Origin of the sequence: Massilia sp. CFBP9026 (genome assembly GCF_034045165.1) — a bacterium.
Classification (GTDB): domain Bacteria; phylum Pseudomonadota; class Gammaproteobacteria; order Burkholderiales; family Burkholderiaceae_D; genus Telluria; species Telluria arenae.
This window is the reverse complement of the sequence record NZ_JAXCWH010000001.1, coordinates 69,493-85,507: the sequence shown is the minus strand read 5'-3', so window position 1 is coordinate 85,507 and position 16,015 is coordinate 69,493. Positions and strand designations below refer to the sequence as shown.

Here is a 16,015-nt window from a genome sequence, read left to right as displayed (position 1 = left end):
ACTCGCCCCGTTTGCCTGAATGACTTCTGGAGATGCATAGATGAACCCGATTCAACGCGCCGCCACCCCGACCATCGCCCTGATGCAGGTGATCCCGGTCGCTGGCCGCGACAGCATGCTGCTCAACCTGTGCGGCGCCCACGCGCCCTACTTCACCCGCATCCTGGTGCTGTTGAAAGACAGCGCCGGCCGCACCGGCATGGGCGAGGTGCCCGGCTCGAACGGCATCCTGCTGGCCCTGCAAAAGCTGGTGCCGCTGGTACAAGGCACCGAGATCGGCCACCACCGCCGCACCCTGAACCGCCTGCGCGCCGCCATCTCGGGCGTCAGCCATCAGGTCACGTCCAGCGCCGAAGCGGCGGTGATGAAGCAGCCGCACGAGATCAACCTGCGCCTCGAGAACGTAGTAACGGCCGTCGAGGCGGCCCTGCTCGACCTGCTGGGCCAGTTCATGGGCGTACCGCTGTGCGAACTGCTGGGCGACGGCCAGCAGCGCAGCCACGTACCGATGCTGGCCTATCTGTTCTATATCGGCGACCGTGGCCGCACCGACCTTGGCTACGACGACGATGCCGGCCGCGACGGCTGGTACCGGGCCCGCAACCAGGAAGCGCTCACCGCCGAATCGATCGGCGACATGGCCGCGGCGGCGGTCGAACAATATGGCTTCAAGGACTTCAAGCTCAAGGGCGGCGTGATGCGCGCGGAGGAAGAGATGGAAGCCGTCGCCGCGATCAAGCGCCGCTTCCCCGACGCCGGCGTGACGCTCGACCCGAACGGCGCCTGGTCGCTGCGCGAGGCGATCGACGCCTGCCGCGGCCAGGGCCACCTGCTGGCCTATGCCGAAGACCCGTGCGGCCCCGAAGCGGGCTATTCGGGACGCGAGATCATGGCCGAATTCAAGCGCGCCACCGGTATTCGCACTGCCACCAATATGGTCGCCACCGACTGGCGCCAGATGGCCCATTCGCACCTGCTGGGCGCGGTGGACATCCCGCTGGCCGATCCGCACTTCTGGACCATGCAGGGTTCGGTGCGCCTGGCGCAGCTGTGCCACGACTGGGGCCTGACCTGGGGCTCGCACTCGAACAACCACTTCGACGTGTCGCTGGCGATGTTCACCCATTGCGCGGCGGCGGCGCCGGGCACGATCACGGCGATCGACACCCACTGGATCTGGCAGGAAGGCCGCGAACGCCTGACCACCGAACCGCTGCAGATCGTCGGTGGCCAGGTGGCGGTGCCGGAGCGTCCGGGCCTGGGCATCGAGCCGGACATGGCGCGCATCAATGAGGCGCATGAACTCTACAAGAAGGTGGCCGGCGGCGCGCGCGACGATGCGATGGCGATGCGCTACCTGGTGCCCGACTTCAGCTACGATCCGAAGCGCCCCAGCATGGTGAAGCCATGAAGGCGGCCCAATGATTGCGGCAGTCCTGGGCCGGGTCCGCGGCGGCACCGTCCGCGGCCTGCGCTGGTGGATGATCAGCCTGATCATGCTGGGCGCGGTGGTCAACTACCTGACCCGCAGCTCGCTGGCGGTGGCCGCTCCCACCCTCCTGACCGAGCTGAATATCACGACCCAGGAATACGCGTACATCACCGCGGCATTCCAGGGCGCGATCATGCTGCAGCCGCTGTGCGGCTACGTGCTGGACGTGATCGGGCTCAAATATGGCTTCGCGATCTTCGCCACCGCCTGGTCGCTGATCTGCATGGCGCACGGCATGGCGACCAACTGGCAGACCCTGGCCATCCTGCGCGGCCTGCTCGGCCTCGCCGAAGGGTCGGCCAACCCAGCCGGGATGAAGGCGGTCTCTGAGTGGTTCCCGGCCAAGGAGCGCGGCCTGGCGGGCGGCGTGTTCAATATCGGCGCCTCGTTCGGCTCGATGCTGGCCCCGCCGCTGGTGGTGTGGGCCATCCTGCACTACAACTGGCAATCGGCCTTCGTGATCACCGGCGCCCTGGGCCTGGTGTGGGTATGCGCCTGGCTGCTGCTGTACGACGCGCCGAAGCGCCATCGCCGCCTGTCGAAAGACGAGGCCGAGTACATCGCCGCCGGGCAGGAAGATCACCTCGCCGGCGACGGCAGCAAGCCCTCCATCGTCAGCATCCTTAAAAAACGCAATTTCTGGGGCATCGCCCTGCCGCGCTTCCTGGCCGATCCGGCCTGGGGCACGCTGGCGTTCTGGGTGCCGCTGTACCTGACCACGGTGCGCGGCTTCGAGCTGAAGGACATCGCCATGTTCGCCTGGCTGCCCTTCCTGGCGGCCGACCTGGGCTGCATGTTCGGTCCGGTGGTCGTGCTGGCCCTGCAAAAGCGCGGGGTACGCCTGATCAATGCCCGGCGCGGCGCGTTCACCCTCGGCGCCATCATGATGATGGGCGTGGCCTTCGTCGGCTACGTCGACAATGCCTATGCCGCCATCGCCCTGCTCAGCCTTGCGGGCTTTGCCCACCAGACGCTGTCGGTCACCGTCATCACCATGTCGTCCGACCTGTTCCGGCGCAACGAGGTGGCCACCGTGGCCGGCATGTGCGGCACCTTCGGCAACCTGGGCCTGCTCATCTTCTCGCTGCTGATCGGCACCCTGCTGGCCAGCGTCGGCTACACGCCCTTCTTCGTCAGCCTGGCGGTGCTCGACCTGATCGCGGCGGTGCTGCTGTGGACCCTGGTGCGTGAGCCTGTACCTGAGCCGGCGCAACCTCTATCGATACAAAAAACATGATCCACAACCCGATCCTGCGCGGATTCAATCCCGACCCGTCCATCGTGCGGGTCGGCGACGACTACTACATCGCCACCTCCACCTTCGAATGGTATCCGGGGGTGCAGATCCATCACTCGCGCGACCTGGTCAACTGGCGCCTGGCCGGCCGGCCGCTCAATCGCGCCAGCCAGCTCGACATGCGCGGCGCGCCAGATTCCTGCGGCGTGTGGGCGCCGTGCCTGACCTATGCCGACGGCCTGTTCTGGCTAATCTACACCGACGTCAAGCGCTATGGCCGCACCTCGACCGGCGGCGCCGGCGGCAGCGCCTCGCTGCGCGATTTCCACAACTACCTCGTTACCAGCCCGAGCATCGACGGGCCGTGGTCCGATCCGGTCCACATGAACAGCAGCGGCTTCGATCCGTCGCTGTTCCATGACGACGACGGACGCAAGTACTTCCTGAACCAGCTGTGGGATCACCGCCCGGGCGGCAAGCGCTTCGCCGGCATCGTGTTGCAGGAGTATTCGGTCGAGGAGCGGCGCCTGGTCGGCAGCCGTACCAACATCTTCGCCGGGACCGAACACGGATTGACCGAAGCGCCGCACCTGTACCGCCGCGACGGTTATTACTACCTGCTCACCGCCGAAGGCGGCACCGGCTGGAACCATGGCGTGACCATGGCGCGCTCGCGCGAGCTGCTCGGACCGTACGAGCTGCACCCGGACGTGAACGTCCTCACCACGCGCTCGCGGCCCGACGCAGCGCTGCAGCGCGCAGGTCACGCCGACCTGGTCGACACGCCGGATGGGCGCACGTATATGGTCTACCTGTGCGGCCGGCCGCTGCGCAACCGCGGCACCTGCACCTTGGGACGCGAGACCGCGATCCAGGAAGTGGTGTGGGGAGAGGACGGCTGGCTGCGCACGCTCGATGGAGAAGGCATGCCGCAGCTGGAGGCGGAGGCGCCCGACTTACCCGCGCATCCCTTCGAGCCTGAGCCCGCGCGCGCCGAATTCGACGGGGCGGATTTGCCGCTCGATTTCCAGTGGCTGCGCACGCCGTATCCGGAAGAGCTGTTCAGCCTCACGGAACGCCCCGGCCACCTGCGCCTGTTCGGCCGCGAGAGCCTGGGCAGCACCTTCCGCCAGGCGCTGGTGGCGCGCCGCCAGCAGGCGCACTGCTTCAGCGCGTCGACAGCTGTCGAGTTCGAGCCGGAACACTTCCAGCAGCAGGCGGGCCTGGCCTGCTACTACGGCGCCGCCAAGTTCCACTACCTGTACATCACGCGCGACGACGAGTTAGGCAAGCACCTGCGCGTGATGAGCAGCCTGCCCAACCACCTGCAGGCGGATGCGTTTACCGCGCCGATCGCCCTCCCCGAGGGCGTGCCGGTCGAGCTGCGGGTGGAGGTAGACGAGGAGCGCCTGGTGTTCGCTTATCGCGTTGGCGACGGTCCCTGGCAATGGCTACCGCAGCAGCTCGACGCCAGCATCCTGTCGGACGAGGCCAGCGCGCCCGGCCAGCCCAATTTCACGGGCGCCTTCGTCGGCATGGCCTGCCAGGACATGGCGGGCACCGCGCTGCATGCCGACTTCGATTATTTCGAGTACCGCGAGCGGCCCTACCTCAGCCGGCTGTAGGCGCAGTTGTCGAACTGCTGCAGCGGCACCGCCGCTGCCAGCGCGGCATACCCCGCATGCGACGGATGCAGGCCGTCGCCGCTGTCGTGGGCCTTGGCCAGGTAGGACGGCCGTGATGGATCGCGCAGCACCGCGTCGAAATCGAACACGCCATCGAAGGCCTTCTCGCTCCTCACCCAGTCATTGACCGCCTGGCGCAGCGCCTCGTTGTGCTGCGCCGGCGCGTAGTAGCCGCTGCCCATGAACGGCGTGATGGTCGCGCCGATCACGCAGATCCCTTTCGCATGGGCGCGCGCGATCATCTGCAAATGGGCTTGCTTCAAGTCCTCCAGCATCGCCTCGATCGCCTGCGGCGTGTCTTCCTTCGAGCGGCGCAGCACGCCGATGTCGTTGACGCCGATGAAGACGATCGCGTGGCTCACGCCATTCCTGGCCAGGACGTCGCGTTCGAAGCGTGTGATAAGGCTCGGGCCCAGGCCCTCGCGCAACAGGCGGCCGCCGCCGATGCCGGCATTGATCACGGCGAGCTGCCGCTTGCCGTCCTGGGCGATGCGCTGCACCAGGTGATCGGTCCAGCGGTTGTTGGCGTCCGTGGTGGCGCCGTAGCCGTCGGTGATCGAATCGCCGATCACGACCACGGCCCGCGCGGGCGGCGCCGCGCTCACTTCGATGTCGGCCAGCTGGTGCCAGCGGGTGACGGTCTTCGCATCCGGGAGACTCGCGGCCATGGTCTGGCGGCCCGGGGCCAGGTACGTCGTGGTGCGCGCGCCGGCGTGGCCGGTCTGCTGCCCCGCCGCATTCGCCAGGTGCATGGTGACCGCGATATCGAGACCGCTCGCCGCCGCCGGGTCGACCGGATCGCTGACGTATTCGGCGCCCGCCGGTATGCGCACCGAGGTGCTGCCGTTGAAGCGCAGGCTCTGGAGCGATCCCGCCACCACCTCGGAGGAGCCCGGCTTCACCGCGCGCGCGATGCTGGCCTCGTTCACGACCAGCATCTCGCTGCCGTAGGCATTGCTGATCCGGACCCGGACCTGGCTGCCCCCCAGCGACAGGCGCACCACCTGGCGCACGGTACCGTCCTTCCACAACTCGGCCGGCATGGCTTCGGCCTGGCCGTACGGCATCTGGGACGTGCCCCAGCTGGCGACCCAGTGACGGGCGCCGCTATCGTTGGCAGACGGTGGCAGTGTGCAGGCGCCCAGGCCGAACGCGGCCAGGACGGCGATGGCCAGGCGGCCTCGACGTAAAGTATTCAAGATGGTCTCCGGTGATGGCTGGCCTGCGGGAGGCAGGACTACCAAATCTGTAACGCCAATGATAGCGCAACCAAACCGGACGTAAAACGAAACTTTCAGGCGAAGATGCGCACTGGCGGCCGAATCCGCGGCGCTGCGTCGGACTGGCGCCGCACCAGCGTGAACTCGGTCCTGATGTGCTCGGGACCGGCCGGCAAGCCGGTGCGCTCGTTTGTCACGCGCTGGACGATGCATTCGATCGCCGCCTCGGCCATGTCCATGGTCGGCTGGCGCACGGTGGTCAGCGCCGGCCAGATCGTGGTCGACAGCGCGGTATCGTCGAAGCCGACCACGGTGATATCGCCCGGTACGTCGAGCCCCAGGCGATGCGCCACCGCGACCGTGGCGGCGGCCATGTCGTCGTTGCTGGCGAAAATCGCCGTTGGGCGGTCGGCCAGCGCCAGCAGGATCTCGGAGGCGTCGAGCCCGGAGCGGTAGTTGAACATCCCCTGCGTCACCAGTTCGGCTGCGGGGTCGGCCCCGAACTCCTTGATGGCGGCCTGGTAGCCTTCCAGCCGCGCCGCGCTGGCCGACTGGTAGGGATGGCCGCTGATGAAGCCGATGCGCTGGTGGCCCAGCTCGATCAGGTGGCGCGTCATCTCGAAGGCGGCCTGGCGGTCGTCGATGCCAATCGCGCCGGCCCGCGCATCGGGCTGGCCGCAGGCGATCAGGACCAGCGGAATGCCGGCGTCGACGATGCGCGCCACGATCTCGGCATTGTCGACCAGCGGCGGCGGCAGGATGATGCCGTCCATCTGGTTATCGATCAGGCGCTGGGTGTGGAGGGCGATCTGCTCGCCGTCCGCGCACTTCTCGACCAGCAGCTGGACGTTGTTCAGGCTGACCTTGTTCAGCAATCCCAGCAAGACCTCGGTGAGGTAGGCGCCGCTGCGCACGCTGGGCATGCTGTACAAAAAGCCGATGCGGATCGGCCTCGACCCGGCCAGCAGGCGCGCCTCGGGGTTCGGCGCGTAGTTCAGGGCCGCGGCGGCGGCGGTCACCTTCTTGCGGGTGCTCGCGCGCACCGTCGACTTGCCGTTCATGACGCGCGAGACCGTCATCGGCGAGACCCCGGCGAGCTTGGCCACGTCGGCCATATTCGGACCGCGCTTGGGCTCCGCTGGATTGACGAGTCCGATATTGGAAGTAGACATGCCGACGACCTCTGGAAAACGATGCGATGTTTGCGCGAACTTTAATGCTCATATTCTAACACGCAGCGCCGTATTTACCGGTCAATCCCGTGGTTATATCTGGTATGCGGCCAGGCAATAAAGCGGTTGACGGGCGTTAGCATCTCATCCACAATCGAAAACAATGATTGCGCTAACTTTTTTACGGTTGGCGTGGTACATGCGTGGCCCGATCTTCATCTACGCGCTTGCCGCGTGGCTGACGGTTGAGGGCCGCAATTGCTTTTCAACACATAGATTGGCAAGACAATGACTACAATTATTAAAGCGCAGCCGACGCTGGAGACAACTGAAAAAATCGGCTATGCACTGGGCGACCTGGCCGCCAACCTGATCTTCCAGACCCTGCTCACCTTCCTCGCTTTCTTCTACACCGACGTCTATCAGATCTCACCGAACGCCGCCGCCAGCATCATCTTCATCGGCGGCCTGGTCGGCGCCTGTTTCAACCCGCTGATGGGCATCATCGCCGACCGCACCTCGACCCGCTGGGGCAAGTTCCGCCCCTGGATCCTGTGGACCTCGGTGCCGTTCGGCCTGGTGGCGATCCTGGCCTTCAGCACGCCCGACCTGGGCGAGCGCGGCAAGTACATCTACGCGATGCTGACCTATATCCTGCTGATGCTGGTGTACTCGGCCAACAACCTGCCCTACTCGGCCCTGAGCGGCGTACTCACCGGCAGCATGGCCGACCGCAACAGCCTGTCGTCGTACCGCTTCGTCGCGGTGCTGATCGCGCAACTGGTGATCCAGGTGCTGCTGCTGCCGCTGGTGCTGATCCTGGGCGGCGGCGACAAGGTGGCCGGCTTCCAGACCGTGATGATGTTCTTCGCGGTGGCCGGCACCATCTGCTTCCTGATCACCTTCTTCACCACCCGCGAACGCATCGTCCCCACCCAGAGCCAGCGCTCGAGCATCAAGCAGGACGTGGCCGACCTGATGCGCAACCGCCCCTGGGTGGTGATGCTCGTGTTGACCATCCTGGTGTTCATCACGCTGTCGCTCAAGGGCGGCATGTACATCTTCTACTTCCGTAACTTCCTGGAAGAGGCGGCGCTGGCGGCCTTCTTGAGCGACGTCGGCTTCCTGGCCTTCATCGACGGCCTGAACTCGCTGCTCACCGGCATGGGCCTGACGCAGTTCCACTGGCCGGAAGACGCCGCCACCTCGGGCTTCAGCTTGTTCAATGCGGTCGGCATCATCCTGATGATCGTCGGGATCGGTTTCTCCAAGCCGCTGGCCGACCGCTTCGGCAAGCGCGACGTGTTCGGCGCCGCCCTGCTGCTGGCGGCCGTGTTCCGCCTGAGCTACTACTGGATCGGGCCAAGCTCGATCGGCCTGGTGTTCGGCGCCCAGATCCTGTACGGCTTCTTCTACGGCATCACGATCCCGCTGCTGTGGGCGATGATCGCCGACGTCGCCGACTACTCGGAATGGAAGAACAACCGCCGCGCCACCGCCCTGCTGTTCTCGGCCATGATCTTCGGCCTCAAGGCGGGCCTCTCCATCGGCGGCGCGCTGGTGGCCGCCCTGCTGTCGGCCTACGGCTACGATGCCGCCCTGGCCGTCCAGTCGGGCCAGGTCGCCGATGGCGTGCGCCTGTCGGTCAGCGTGTACGCCGCCATTCCCTTCCTGCTGGCCGTGTGCTGCCTGGCGGCGTACGACATCCGCAAGAACACCGAGCTGCAGATCGAGCGCGAACTCGGCGAACGCCGCGCACTCGCCGCCCAGCAATGATTGTTAATTGAACCCGAACCAGACGATACCCATGCCTGAAAATATCGACAAAGACCGCGTGCAAGCACTGAAAGAGCGCGCCATCTCCCAGCCCCTGCTCGAGCACATCTACATCGCCGATCCGTCCGCCCACGTGTTCGACGGCCGCATCTATATCTATCCTTCGCACGACATCGAGGCCGGCGTGCCCTTCAACGACGACGGCGCCCATTTCGCGATGGAGGATTATCACGTGGTCTCGATGGACCACCCGGGGGCCGAAGCGGTCGACCATGGCGTGGCCCTGCACGTGCGCGACGTGCCGTGGGCGGCGCGCCAGATGTGGGCGCCCGACTGCGCGCGCAAGGACGACAAGTACTACCTGTATTTCCCGGCCAAGCGCCCGGACGGGATTTTCCAGGTCGGCGTCGCGGTCAGCGACATGCCCACCGGCCCGTTCACGGCGCAACCGCAGCCGATCGCCGGCAGCTATTCGATCGACCCGGCCGTGTTCGGCGACGACGATGGCGAGTTCTATCTCTATTTCGGCGGCATCTGGGGCGGCCAGTTGCAGAAGTACCGCGACAACCTCTATAGCCCCGACCATGAAGAACCGGCGGCGCACGAGACGGCGCTGCAGCCGCGCGTGGCGCGCCTGCGCGGCGACATGCTCGAGCTGAGCGAAGCACCGCGCGCGGTGCGCATCCTCGACGCCGACGGCAACGAACTCCTGGCCGGCGACCACGATCGCCGCTTCTTCGAGGCGCCATGGCTGCACAAGCACGACGGCAAATACTACTTCTCGTACTCGACCGGCGACACCCACCTGCTGTGCTATGCGACCGGCGACAACCCCTACGGCCCGTTCACCTACCAGGGCCAGATCATGACCCCGGTGATCGGCTGGACCACGCACCACTCGATCTGCGAGTTCGAGGGCCGCTCGTATCTCTTCTATCACGACAGCAGCCTGTCCGGCGGCGTCACCCACCTGCGCTCGGTGAAGGTGACCGAGCTGCATTACGACGCCGACGGCAAGATCGTCACCATCTCGCCGTATCGCCAGGACTAAGACCTGCGATAACACCCACAATAAATTAAAGGAGACACCACCCGATGACATCTCGACGCGATACGCTGAAACTGCTTGGCACGGCGGCCGGCGCCATGCTCGCCCCCCACGTACTGGCCGCGCAAGACGCCGGTCCCGCCCTGAAAGACCTGGCCAAGGCCAAAGGCATGCGCTTCGGTAATGCCATCGGCTTGCTGGAAGACCAGGACACCCGCAAGAGTTTCCGCGACCCGGCCTACCGCGCGCTGATGGCGCGCGAGTGCAATATGATCGTCGCCGAGAACGAGACCAAGTGGCAGGCCTTGCAACCGAAACCGGGCCCCTACCAATGGGGACCGGCCGACGAGATGTTCGCCTGGGCGCGCAAGGAAGGCATGGCGATCCGCGGCCATGCCCTGATCTGGCAGGATCCGAAGTGGCTGCCCGCCTGGGTGAACGCGCTGGACCTGAAATCCAAGCCGGTCGCCCACGCCGAAGCTATCCTGCGTGAGCACGCCAAGACCGTCTGCACGCACTTGAAGGACGTGATCAGCCACGACGTCGTCAACGAGGCGGTGTCGCCGAAAGACGGCAGCCTGATCCAGAACGTGTTCACCAAGCGCATGGGCGCCGTCGAGCAGATCGAGTTCGCCTTCCGCCAGGCCCACGAGCACGCGCCGAAGGCGCAGCTGGTGTACAACGACTTCATGGGCCCCGGCCTGGGCGACGACGCCAAGCACCGCGCCGGCGTACTGAAACTGCTGGCCGAACTCAAGAAACGCGGCGCCCCGATCCACGCGCTGGGCCTGCAAAGCCATGTCAGCGCGGGCGACATGATGTCCGGCCCCGCCAACGCGGCGGTATTGCGCGAATGGCGCAAGTTCCTGGACGAGGTCACCGGCATGGGCCTGGATCTGCTGATCACCGAGTTCGACGTTAACGACAAGGCCTTCCCGGCCGATTTCGCCAAGCGCGACGCGGCCACCGCGGCGCTGGCGCGCGACTACCTCGACGTGACCCTGAGCTATCCGACCTGCCGCGATTTCCTGCTGTGGGGCATGGCCGACCACGTGAACTGGCTGCAGGTCTGGGCCGACGCGAAGCGTCCGGACGGTCTGGCGCAGCGTCCGACGCCGTACGACAGCCAGTTGCGCGCCAAGCCGATGCGCGAGGCGATCGCCGCTTCGCTGCGCGCGATGCCGATGCGTAAAGCCTGATTCTTCGACATCAGCACCAGAAAAAAGGGCAGTCCGCGTAATGCGGACTGCCCTTTTTTATTGACCAGTTACTTCGCGGCAGGCGTAGGGTGGACGGCTTTGCCGTCCACGCGGCGATAGTTGGCAGCCAGATCATCCGGCGCGAAATCGGCACCGATAACCATCACCGCGTGGAAGGCGAAGCCTTCCACCCTACAGTTAGCAGGCAGGGTGGGCGATTCTTGGCACCCACCCAGGAACAGCCAATGTAACGAGATAAATCAAAGCCGCGGACTTTGCTGCGGCCCCAGGTAGCTCGGCTTCAGGCCACCCGCATCGAGCACCAGCTTCTGCACCACCAGGCCCGGATCGAGCGCCCAGAACTTCAGTACATGCTTGCCCGGCTTGGCCAGCTGGTGCTCGGTGGTGAACACCGCCGCGCCATCCGACACGATCTTTTCCCAGAACTGTTCCGACTCGTCCGCATGCACATTGACGATCTGCGGCGCCTCGTCGTCGATCGACACGGCGTAGCGGAAACCGGCGCCCGGCTGGAACTTGAGGGTCGGCGCGAGCGTCACCTGCAATGTCACCTTGCCGCTGCTGACCGTATTGACGTCGTACTCCAGGCGCATGCCCTGCTTCACGTCCAGCGCGGCAGCGGTCACCGGCAAGGTGGTCACGCCCGCATCGGTGCGGCCATGACCAGGAATCCTGAGCCAGCTGCGGCCCTCGGGCGCCAGCGCACGGGTATAGTTGGCGGCCTCGATCGACACCACACGATCGGTCTCGACAAAGCCCTTGGCGCCTTTCGGGATGTCCGCACGGCGCAGCGGCACATTGACCAGCACGCGCGTATTGTTCGCCCCGGTGATCGTCAGCACGGCCGGTTGCGGCTTGGCTGGCACCTTGTCCCAGCGCACGTCGACCGTCACGCGCTGCTCGCCCGTCACCTTGCCGCTCGCCTGGCTCACCACCACCCAGGGCTGATTGGACTCGATGCGGTAATCGAAAGGTGCGCTGCCACGGTTGAAGATGTCGAGGTAGTGCGATTTCTTCACGTAGGGGTCGAACGTCGGCAAGTCCAGCGCCTTGAGGCCGTAAGCGCCCCAGGCCTTGGCGCTGCCCTCGACCGCCACCGACATATTGGCGCCGGGCGGCACGTCGATGCGGTGCACGGCCGGCAGCACGTTGGCGCGCGGTTGCTCCCAGTTGACGTAGCCGAAGCGGGTCTGCGACATCATGTGGTTCCACTTGCCGCCGCCAATCGCATGGTATTGCCGCGCCAGCTCGACGTCGTTCTTGTACAGCGCCTGCACACGCTCGGCCATGTCATTGGTGGTGGCGCGGAACTGCGTCGCATAGTGGTGGTTCTGGCCGGCCGCCACATACAGCTCGTTCATATTGGCGGACGCCGCGACCGGATACTGCACCAGCTGGAAGAAGGCATCGCGCTGCTCGGCGCGCAGCCTGGCCGCCACCTTGCTCGCACGTTCAGCCAGCGCCGCATAATCGCGCGCGATGCGGCCCGCCTCGTCGTAATTCAGCACGCTATAGGTGCCTGGCTCGAGCTGCTCGGGCTTGCGGCGGCCGTTGAAGCGGGTGTAGCCCTCGACCAGCTCGGCGATCTCCACCGCGTGCTCGGCGCCGAACTCGCGCGTGGCCCACAGGCGCAGGTACTCCGGCAGGCGCTCGGCCGGCCAGGCCGCCGGGTTCCAGGCGTAGGTCAGGAAGAATTCGATCGGCACTTCCATCGGCTTCAGGTCGCCCACGTTGACGATCCACATGCGCTTGGCGTCGTACTGCCAGGCCAGGTGCATCTGCTCCCAGATCTTCGGGATCGGCGTCACGTTCAGCCATTTATACGAACGCGGACCGCCCACGTAATCGAAGTGGTAGTAGACGCCGGCGCCGCCCGAACGGGCGCGTTCTTCCGGCGTCGGCAGGCGGCGGATATTGGCCCAGTTGTCGTCGCACCAGAGCAGCAGCACGTCGTCGGGCACACGCATGCCCTTTTCGTAATAGCCCTGCACTTCCTTGTACAGCGCCCACACCTGTGGCACTTCGCCCGCCGGCTTGCCGGTATCCTTCTCGATCATCGCGCGCTGGTCGCGCACGATTTTCTCCAGCAGGTCGACGTTGTCGTTCTCGGACATCGGCTCGTCGCCGTCGCCGCGCATGCCCAGCGTGATCACGCGGTCCTGGCCATGCGAGTTGCGCAGGCCCTGCTTCCAGAACTCCTGCAGCCCGGCGGCGTTCTTGCTGTAATCCCAGGCGCCCTTGCCGAAGCGGGCCCACTCGTCGTGCGCGCGCATCATCGGCTCGTGGTGCGAGGTGCCCATGATGATGCCCATCTCGTGGGCCAGGCGGCCGTTCTCCGGATCGTCGGCATAGAAGGCCGTGGGAGGCCACATCGCCGGCCACAGGTAGTTGCCGCGCATGCGCAGCACGAGCTCGAACACCTTTTCATAGAAGCGGTGGTTGAAGCCGCCGTACTTTTCCTTGGCCCAGTTGGTCAGCGCAGGCGCTTCGTCGTTCAGGAAGATGCCACGGTACTGCACCACGGGAGCGTCGCTCACCTTCGTGTCAGGCGCGACGGACAGCGTCGCCTGGCGCGCCGGGACCACGTCGGCCCACCACTTCCAGGGCGAGACGCCGATCTGTTCCGACAGGGTATAGACGCCGAAGATGGCGCCGCGCCGGTCGCTGCCGGCCACCACCAGCGCGCGCGCCACGCCCGGCATCGGGTTGGCCACGGCCTGGATCAGGAAGCCCTCCCATTTGCCGCGGATGGCGGCGGCATCGATCTTGCCCTCGGCGGCGAGGCGATCGACCAGGGCGCTCTGGCCCAGGGTGCCGACGATGACGACGCTGCCGGCCGCGCTGCCGGCCGCATTTCCCACATTGTTGGCGAGTACAGGCTTGGCGCCCGTGACCAGCGCGATGTCGCCCTGCAGGTCGGCGACGGCGCGCCGCACGCCCGCATCGTCGTTCGGGTCGACCAGCAAGGGCGCTGCGCGGCCCTTGTCCGCCAGTACCACGGCTTGCGGGCCGGCCTCGAAGCGCACGATCTGGCGCTCGCCCAGCGCCCAGGCCGATGGCGCGGCCAGCACCGCGCATACTGCGGTCAATGGCGCGAGGGCGCGCCGGAACAGCTTCATTGTCAGTGTCATGAGCTACCTTGTCTCCTGTTTGTTATGTGCATCGCACTCTGTAATAACAGTTTATAACATTTAGTGTTAGCGCGATCATTCGAGTATAGGTTTGACGATTCTTTCTTGTCAATTCCTGCGTCGCGGAGCCGGAATGACTGGACGGCGGGTGTAAAATGCCGCTCTTTTCATTCACACCATCACCCATCCATGAAGCCCGCCCGCATCCTGACCTTCAAGTGCGCCAAATGCACCAAGCCGGTCAAAGTCTTCCTCCAGAAAGTGTCCGCCTGCTCGCACATCCAGCCTTACCAGGGCATCTGCGCCTGCGGCGAAGTGAAGCGCCACGCGACCGGCAGCCCGGACGCGGTGAAGTCCTTTATCGAGTCGACCGACGGCAACTGGCATCACCATCACTAATATGACGACGCGCATCGAATGGGTGGAAGGTGGCGAGACGCGCTCGGCGCTGTGGCGTTCCGAGAGCGGCTGGCCCGCGCCGAAGAAAGTGGTGCTGGCCGACGACACCATGAGCGCCGACGCCGCCTATCGGCTGGCGCTGGACGGCACCGCCCTGCTCTGGCGCGGCGACTTCCAGAATGCACGCCAGCTGCTGCAGGCGCTGGTGCGCCGCATCGAGCACAAGGGCGAACGCGGCCGCCGCGCCAAGCCCAAGGCCCCGGCCACGCCGACCGAAGCATTCCACCGCCACCGCCTGACCCAGCTCCAGCGCGCCCGCACGCTGGCCATGGTCCTGATCCCATTCGAGGCCGACCACGGCATTCCGCTGCGGCGCGCGCCGGATGCGCGCCTGGCTTGCCTGGAAGCGTATGGCCCGGCCGCCGAGCCCTATGTGGCTTCGCTGCGCGAACTGCTGGGCGTGATCGGCGCCCATGAGTGGCGCCGCAAGGGCGTCATGATCCCCGCGCTCGACGATCGCATCCACCCCTGGTATGGCGTGTTTTCGCCGGTGCGCGGCGAATACGTCGAACTGGTGGCGCAGGCGCCGCTGCCTGCGGGCGCCAAAGTCGCCTTTGACGTCGGCGCCGGCACCGGCGTGCTGTCCGCCGTGCTGGCGCGGCGCGGCATGCGGGTGGTCGCGACCGATATGGATGCGCGGGCGCTCGGCTGCGCGCGCGAGAATGTCGCGCGGCTCGGCCTGGCCACGCAGGTCGACGTGGTCCAGGCCGACCTGTTCCCGAACGGCCGCGCGCCGCTGGTGGTCTGCAATCCGCCCTGGCTGCCGGGTAAACCGAGTTCGGCGATCGAATACGCGATCTACGATCCGGACAGCCGCATGTTGCGCGGCTTCCTCGGCGGCCTGAAGGAACATCTGGAGCCCTGCGGCGAAGGCTGGCTGATCATGTCGGATTTCGCCGAACACCTGGGTTTACGCAGCCGCGAGCAGTTGCTGGGCTGGATCGCGGACGCGGGGCTGGAAGTCGTGGCGCGCCACGATACCCGCCCGGTGCATCCGCGCGCCAGCGATGCGGACGATCCGCTGCATGCGGCGCGTTCGAAGGAAGTCACGTCGCTGTGGCGCTTGCGCGCTGCTGACTGACGCAGAACTATAGCGGCAACTTGCGCACCTCGGTCTCGCCGGGAGCCAGCAAGTTGCCGCCTTCCCCCACCGGCGCCATGCGCCGCAGGGACTTGCCGGTCTTCTTCTCGACCAGGTCCGAATGCGCCTCACCCTGCGCGAACAGTTCCACTTCTCCCCACTGCCTCAACGCCACCACGACCGGGAATAACCGCTGGCCGCGCTCGGTGAGCACGTACTCCTGATAGGCGCCGCCCTTTGCACTCGGCTGGATAGCCAGGATGCCGGCCTCCACCAGTCGCCGCAAACGATCGGCAAGAATATTGCGCGCGACACCCAGGTTGCGCTGGAAGTCGGTAAAGCGGCGCATCCCGTCGAAGGCGTCACGAACGATCAGGAGCGACCAGCGGTCGCCGATCAGGTCGACCGACCGCGCTACCGGGCAAGAATCATCAACAGCGACATCTCTTTTCGTCATAGTGGTTGCATTTTAAAACCACCTTGACTACGATTCA

The 16,015-nt window shown here is 66.0% G+C and carries 12 protein-coding genes; 8 read left to right on the top strand and 4 right to left on the bottom strand.

The genetic code is table 11. From position 1 onward, the window contains the following. Positions 1-40: 40 nt before the first annotated feature. Genes SOM28_RS00410 through SOM28_RS00400 form a run of 3 tightly spaced genes read left to right on the top strand, consistent with a single transcriptional unit; the run spans position 41 to position 4,354 of the window. The gene (locus SOM28_RS00410; RefSeq protein ID WP_123068011.1) at positions 41-1,411 is read left to right on the top strand and encodes an enolase C-terminal domain-like protein; all 1,371 of its coding nucleotides are present in this window, start codon (positions 41-43) and stop codon (positions 1,409-1,411) included. Between the two features lie 10 nt (positions 1,412-1,421). Then, positions 1,422-2,729 (top strand): MFS transporter, encoded by a 1,308-nt coding sequence (locus SOM28_RS00405; RefSeq protein ID WP_147934883.1) that lies wholly within the window; start codon positions 1,422-1,424, stop codon positions 2,727-2,729. After that, complete coding sequence (locus tag SOM28_RS00400; protein ID WP_320466818.1) at positions 2,726-4,354, top strand: glycoside hydrolase family 43 protein; 1,629 nt, start codon at positions 2,726-2,728, stop codon at positions 4,352-4,354. Before SOM28_RS00405 ends, SOM28_RS00400 begins: the two co-directional genes overlap by 4 nt. Here the strand turns inward: SOM28_RS00400 and SOM28_RS00395 are convergent. Both SOM28_RS00395 and SOM28_RS00390 read right to left on the bottom strand, forming a co-directional pair. Beyond that, on the bottom strand, positions 4,336-5,613 hold the full coding sequence (locus tag SOM28_RS00395) for an SGNH/GDSL hydrolase family protein (RefSeq protein WP_320466817.1): 1,278 nt from the start codon (positions 5,611-5,613) through the stop codon (positions 4,336-4,338). The genes SOM28_RS00400 and SOM28_RS00395 overlap by 19 nt on opposite strands. A 95-nt stretch (positions 5,614-5,708) precedes the next feature. Continuing rightward, the gene (locus SOM28_RS00390; protein WP_123068007.1) at positions 5,709-6,806 is read right to left on the bottom strand and encodes a LacI family DNA-binding transcriptional regulator; all 1,098 of its coding nucleotides are present in this window, start codon (positions 6,804-6,806) and stop codon (positions 5,709-5,711) included. Between the two features lie 288 nt (positions 6,807-7,094). Here SOM28_RS00390 and SOM28_RS00385 point away from each other — a divergent pair, with 288 nt between their 5' ends. Genes SOM28_RS00385 through SOM28_RS00375 form a run of 3 tightly spaced genes read left to right on the top strand, consistent with a single transcriptional unit; the run spans position 7,095 to position 10,829 of the window. Then, a complete protein-coding gene (locus SOM28_RS00385; RefSeq protein ID WP_320466816.1) occupies positions 7,095-8,582 on the top strand; it encodes an MFS transporter in 1,488 nt (495 codons plus the stop codon). A 31-nt stretch (positions 8,583-8,613) separates the two neighbouring features. Then, positions 8,614-9,633, top strand: coding sequence for a glycoside hydrolase family 43 protein (locus tag SOM28_RS00380; protein ID WP_320466815.1), 1,020 nt, complete (start codon positions 8,614-8,616; stop codon positions 9,631-9,633). Between the two features lie 44 nt (positions 9,634-9,677). Continuing rightward, positions 9,678-10,829, top strand: a complete 1,152-nt coding sequence (locus SOM28_RS00375) for an endo-1,4-beta-xylanase (RefSeq protein ID WP_147934877.1) — start codon at positions 9,678-9,680, stop codon at positions 10,827-10,829. Positions 10,830-11,089: 260 nt separating this feature from the next. Here the strand turns inward: SOM28_RS00375 and SOM28_RS00370 are convergent, their stop codons facing one another. Further along, on the bottom strand, positions 11,090-13,981 hold the full coding sequence (locus SOM28_RS00370) for a glycosyl hydrolase 115 family protein (protein ID WP_320466814.1): 2,892 nt from the start codon (positions 13,979-13,981) through the stop codon (positions 11,090-11,092). Between the two features lie 189 nt (positions 13,982-14,170). Between SOM28_RS00370 and SOM28_RS00365 the strand changes: the two genes are divergently transcribed. Then, on the top strand, positions 14,171-14,380 hold the full coding sequence (locus SOM28_RS00365) for a hypothetical protein (protein ID WP_320466813.1): 210 nt from the start codon (positions 14,171-14,173) through the stop codon (positions 14,378-14,380). Position 14,381: 1 nt separating this feature from the next. Beyond that, positions 14,382-15,521: a class I SAM-dependent methyltransferase gene (locus SOM28_RS00360; RefSeq protein ID WP_320466812.1), complete on the top strand. Its 1,140-nt coding sequence runs from the start codon at positions 14,382-14,384 to the stop codon at positions 15,519-15,521. A gap of 7 nt (positions 15,522-15,528) precedes the next feature. Here SOM28_RS00360 and SOM28_RS00355 read toward each other — a convergent pair whose 3' ends face one another. After that, the gene (locus tag SOM28_RS00355; RefSeq protein ID WP_320466811.1) at positions 15,529-15,978 is read right to left on the bottom strand and encodes a winged helix-turn-helix transcriptional regulator; all 450 of its coding nucleotides are present in this window, start codon (positions 15,976-15,978) and stop codon (positions 15,529-15,531) included. Between the last annotated feature and the right edge of the window lie 37 nt (positions 15,979-16,015).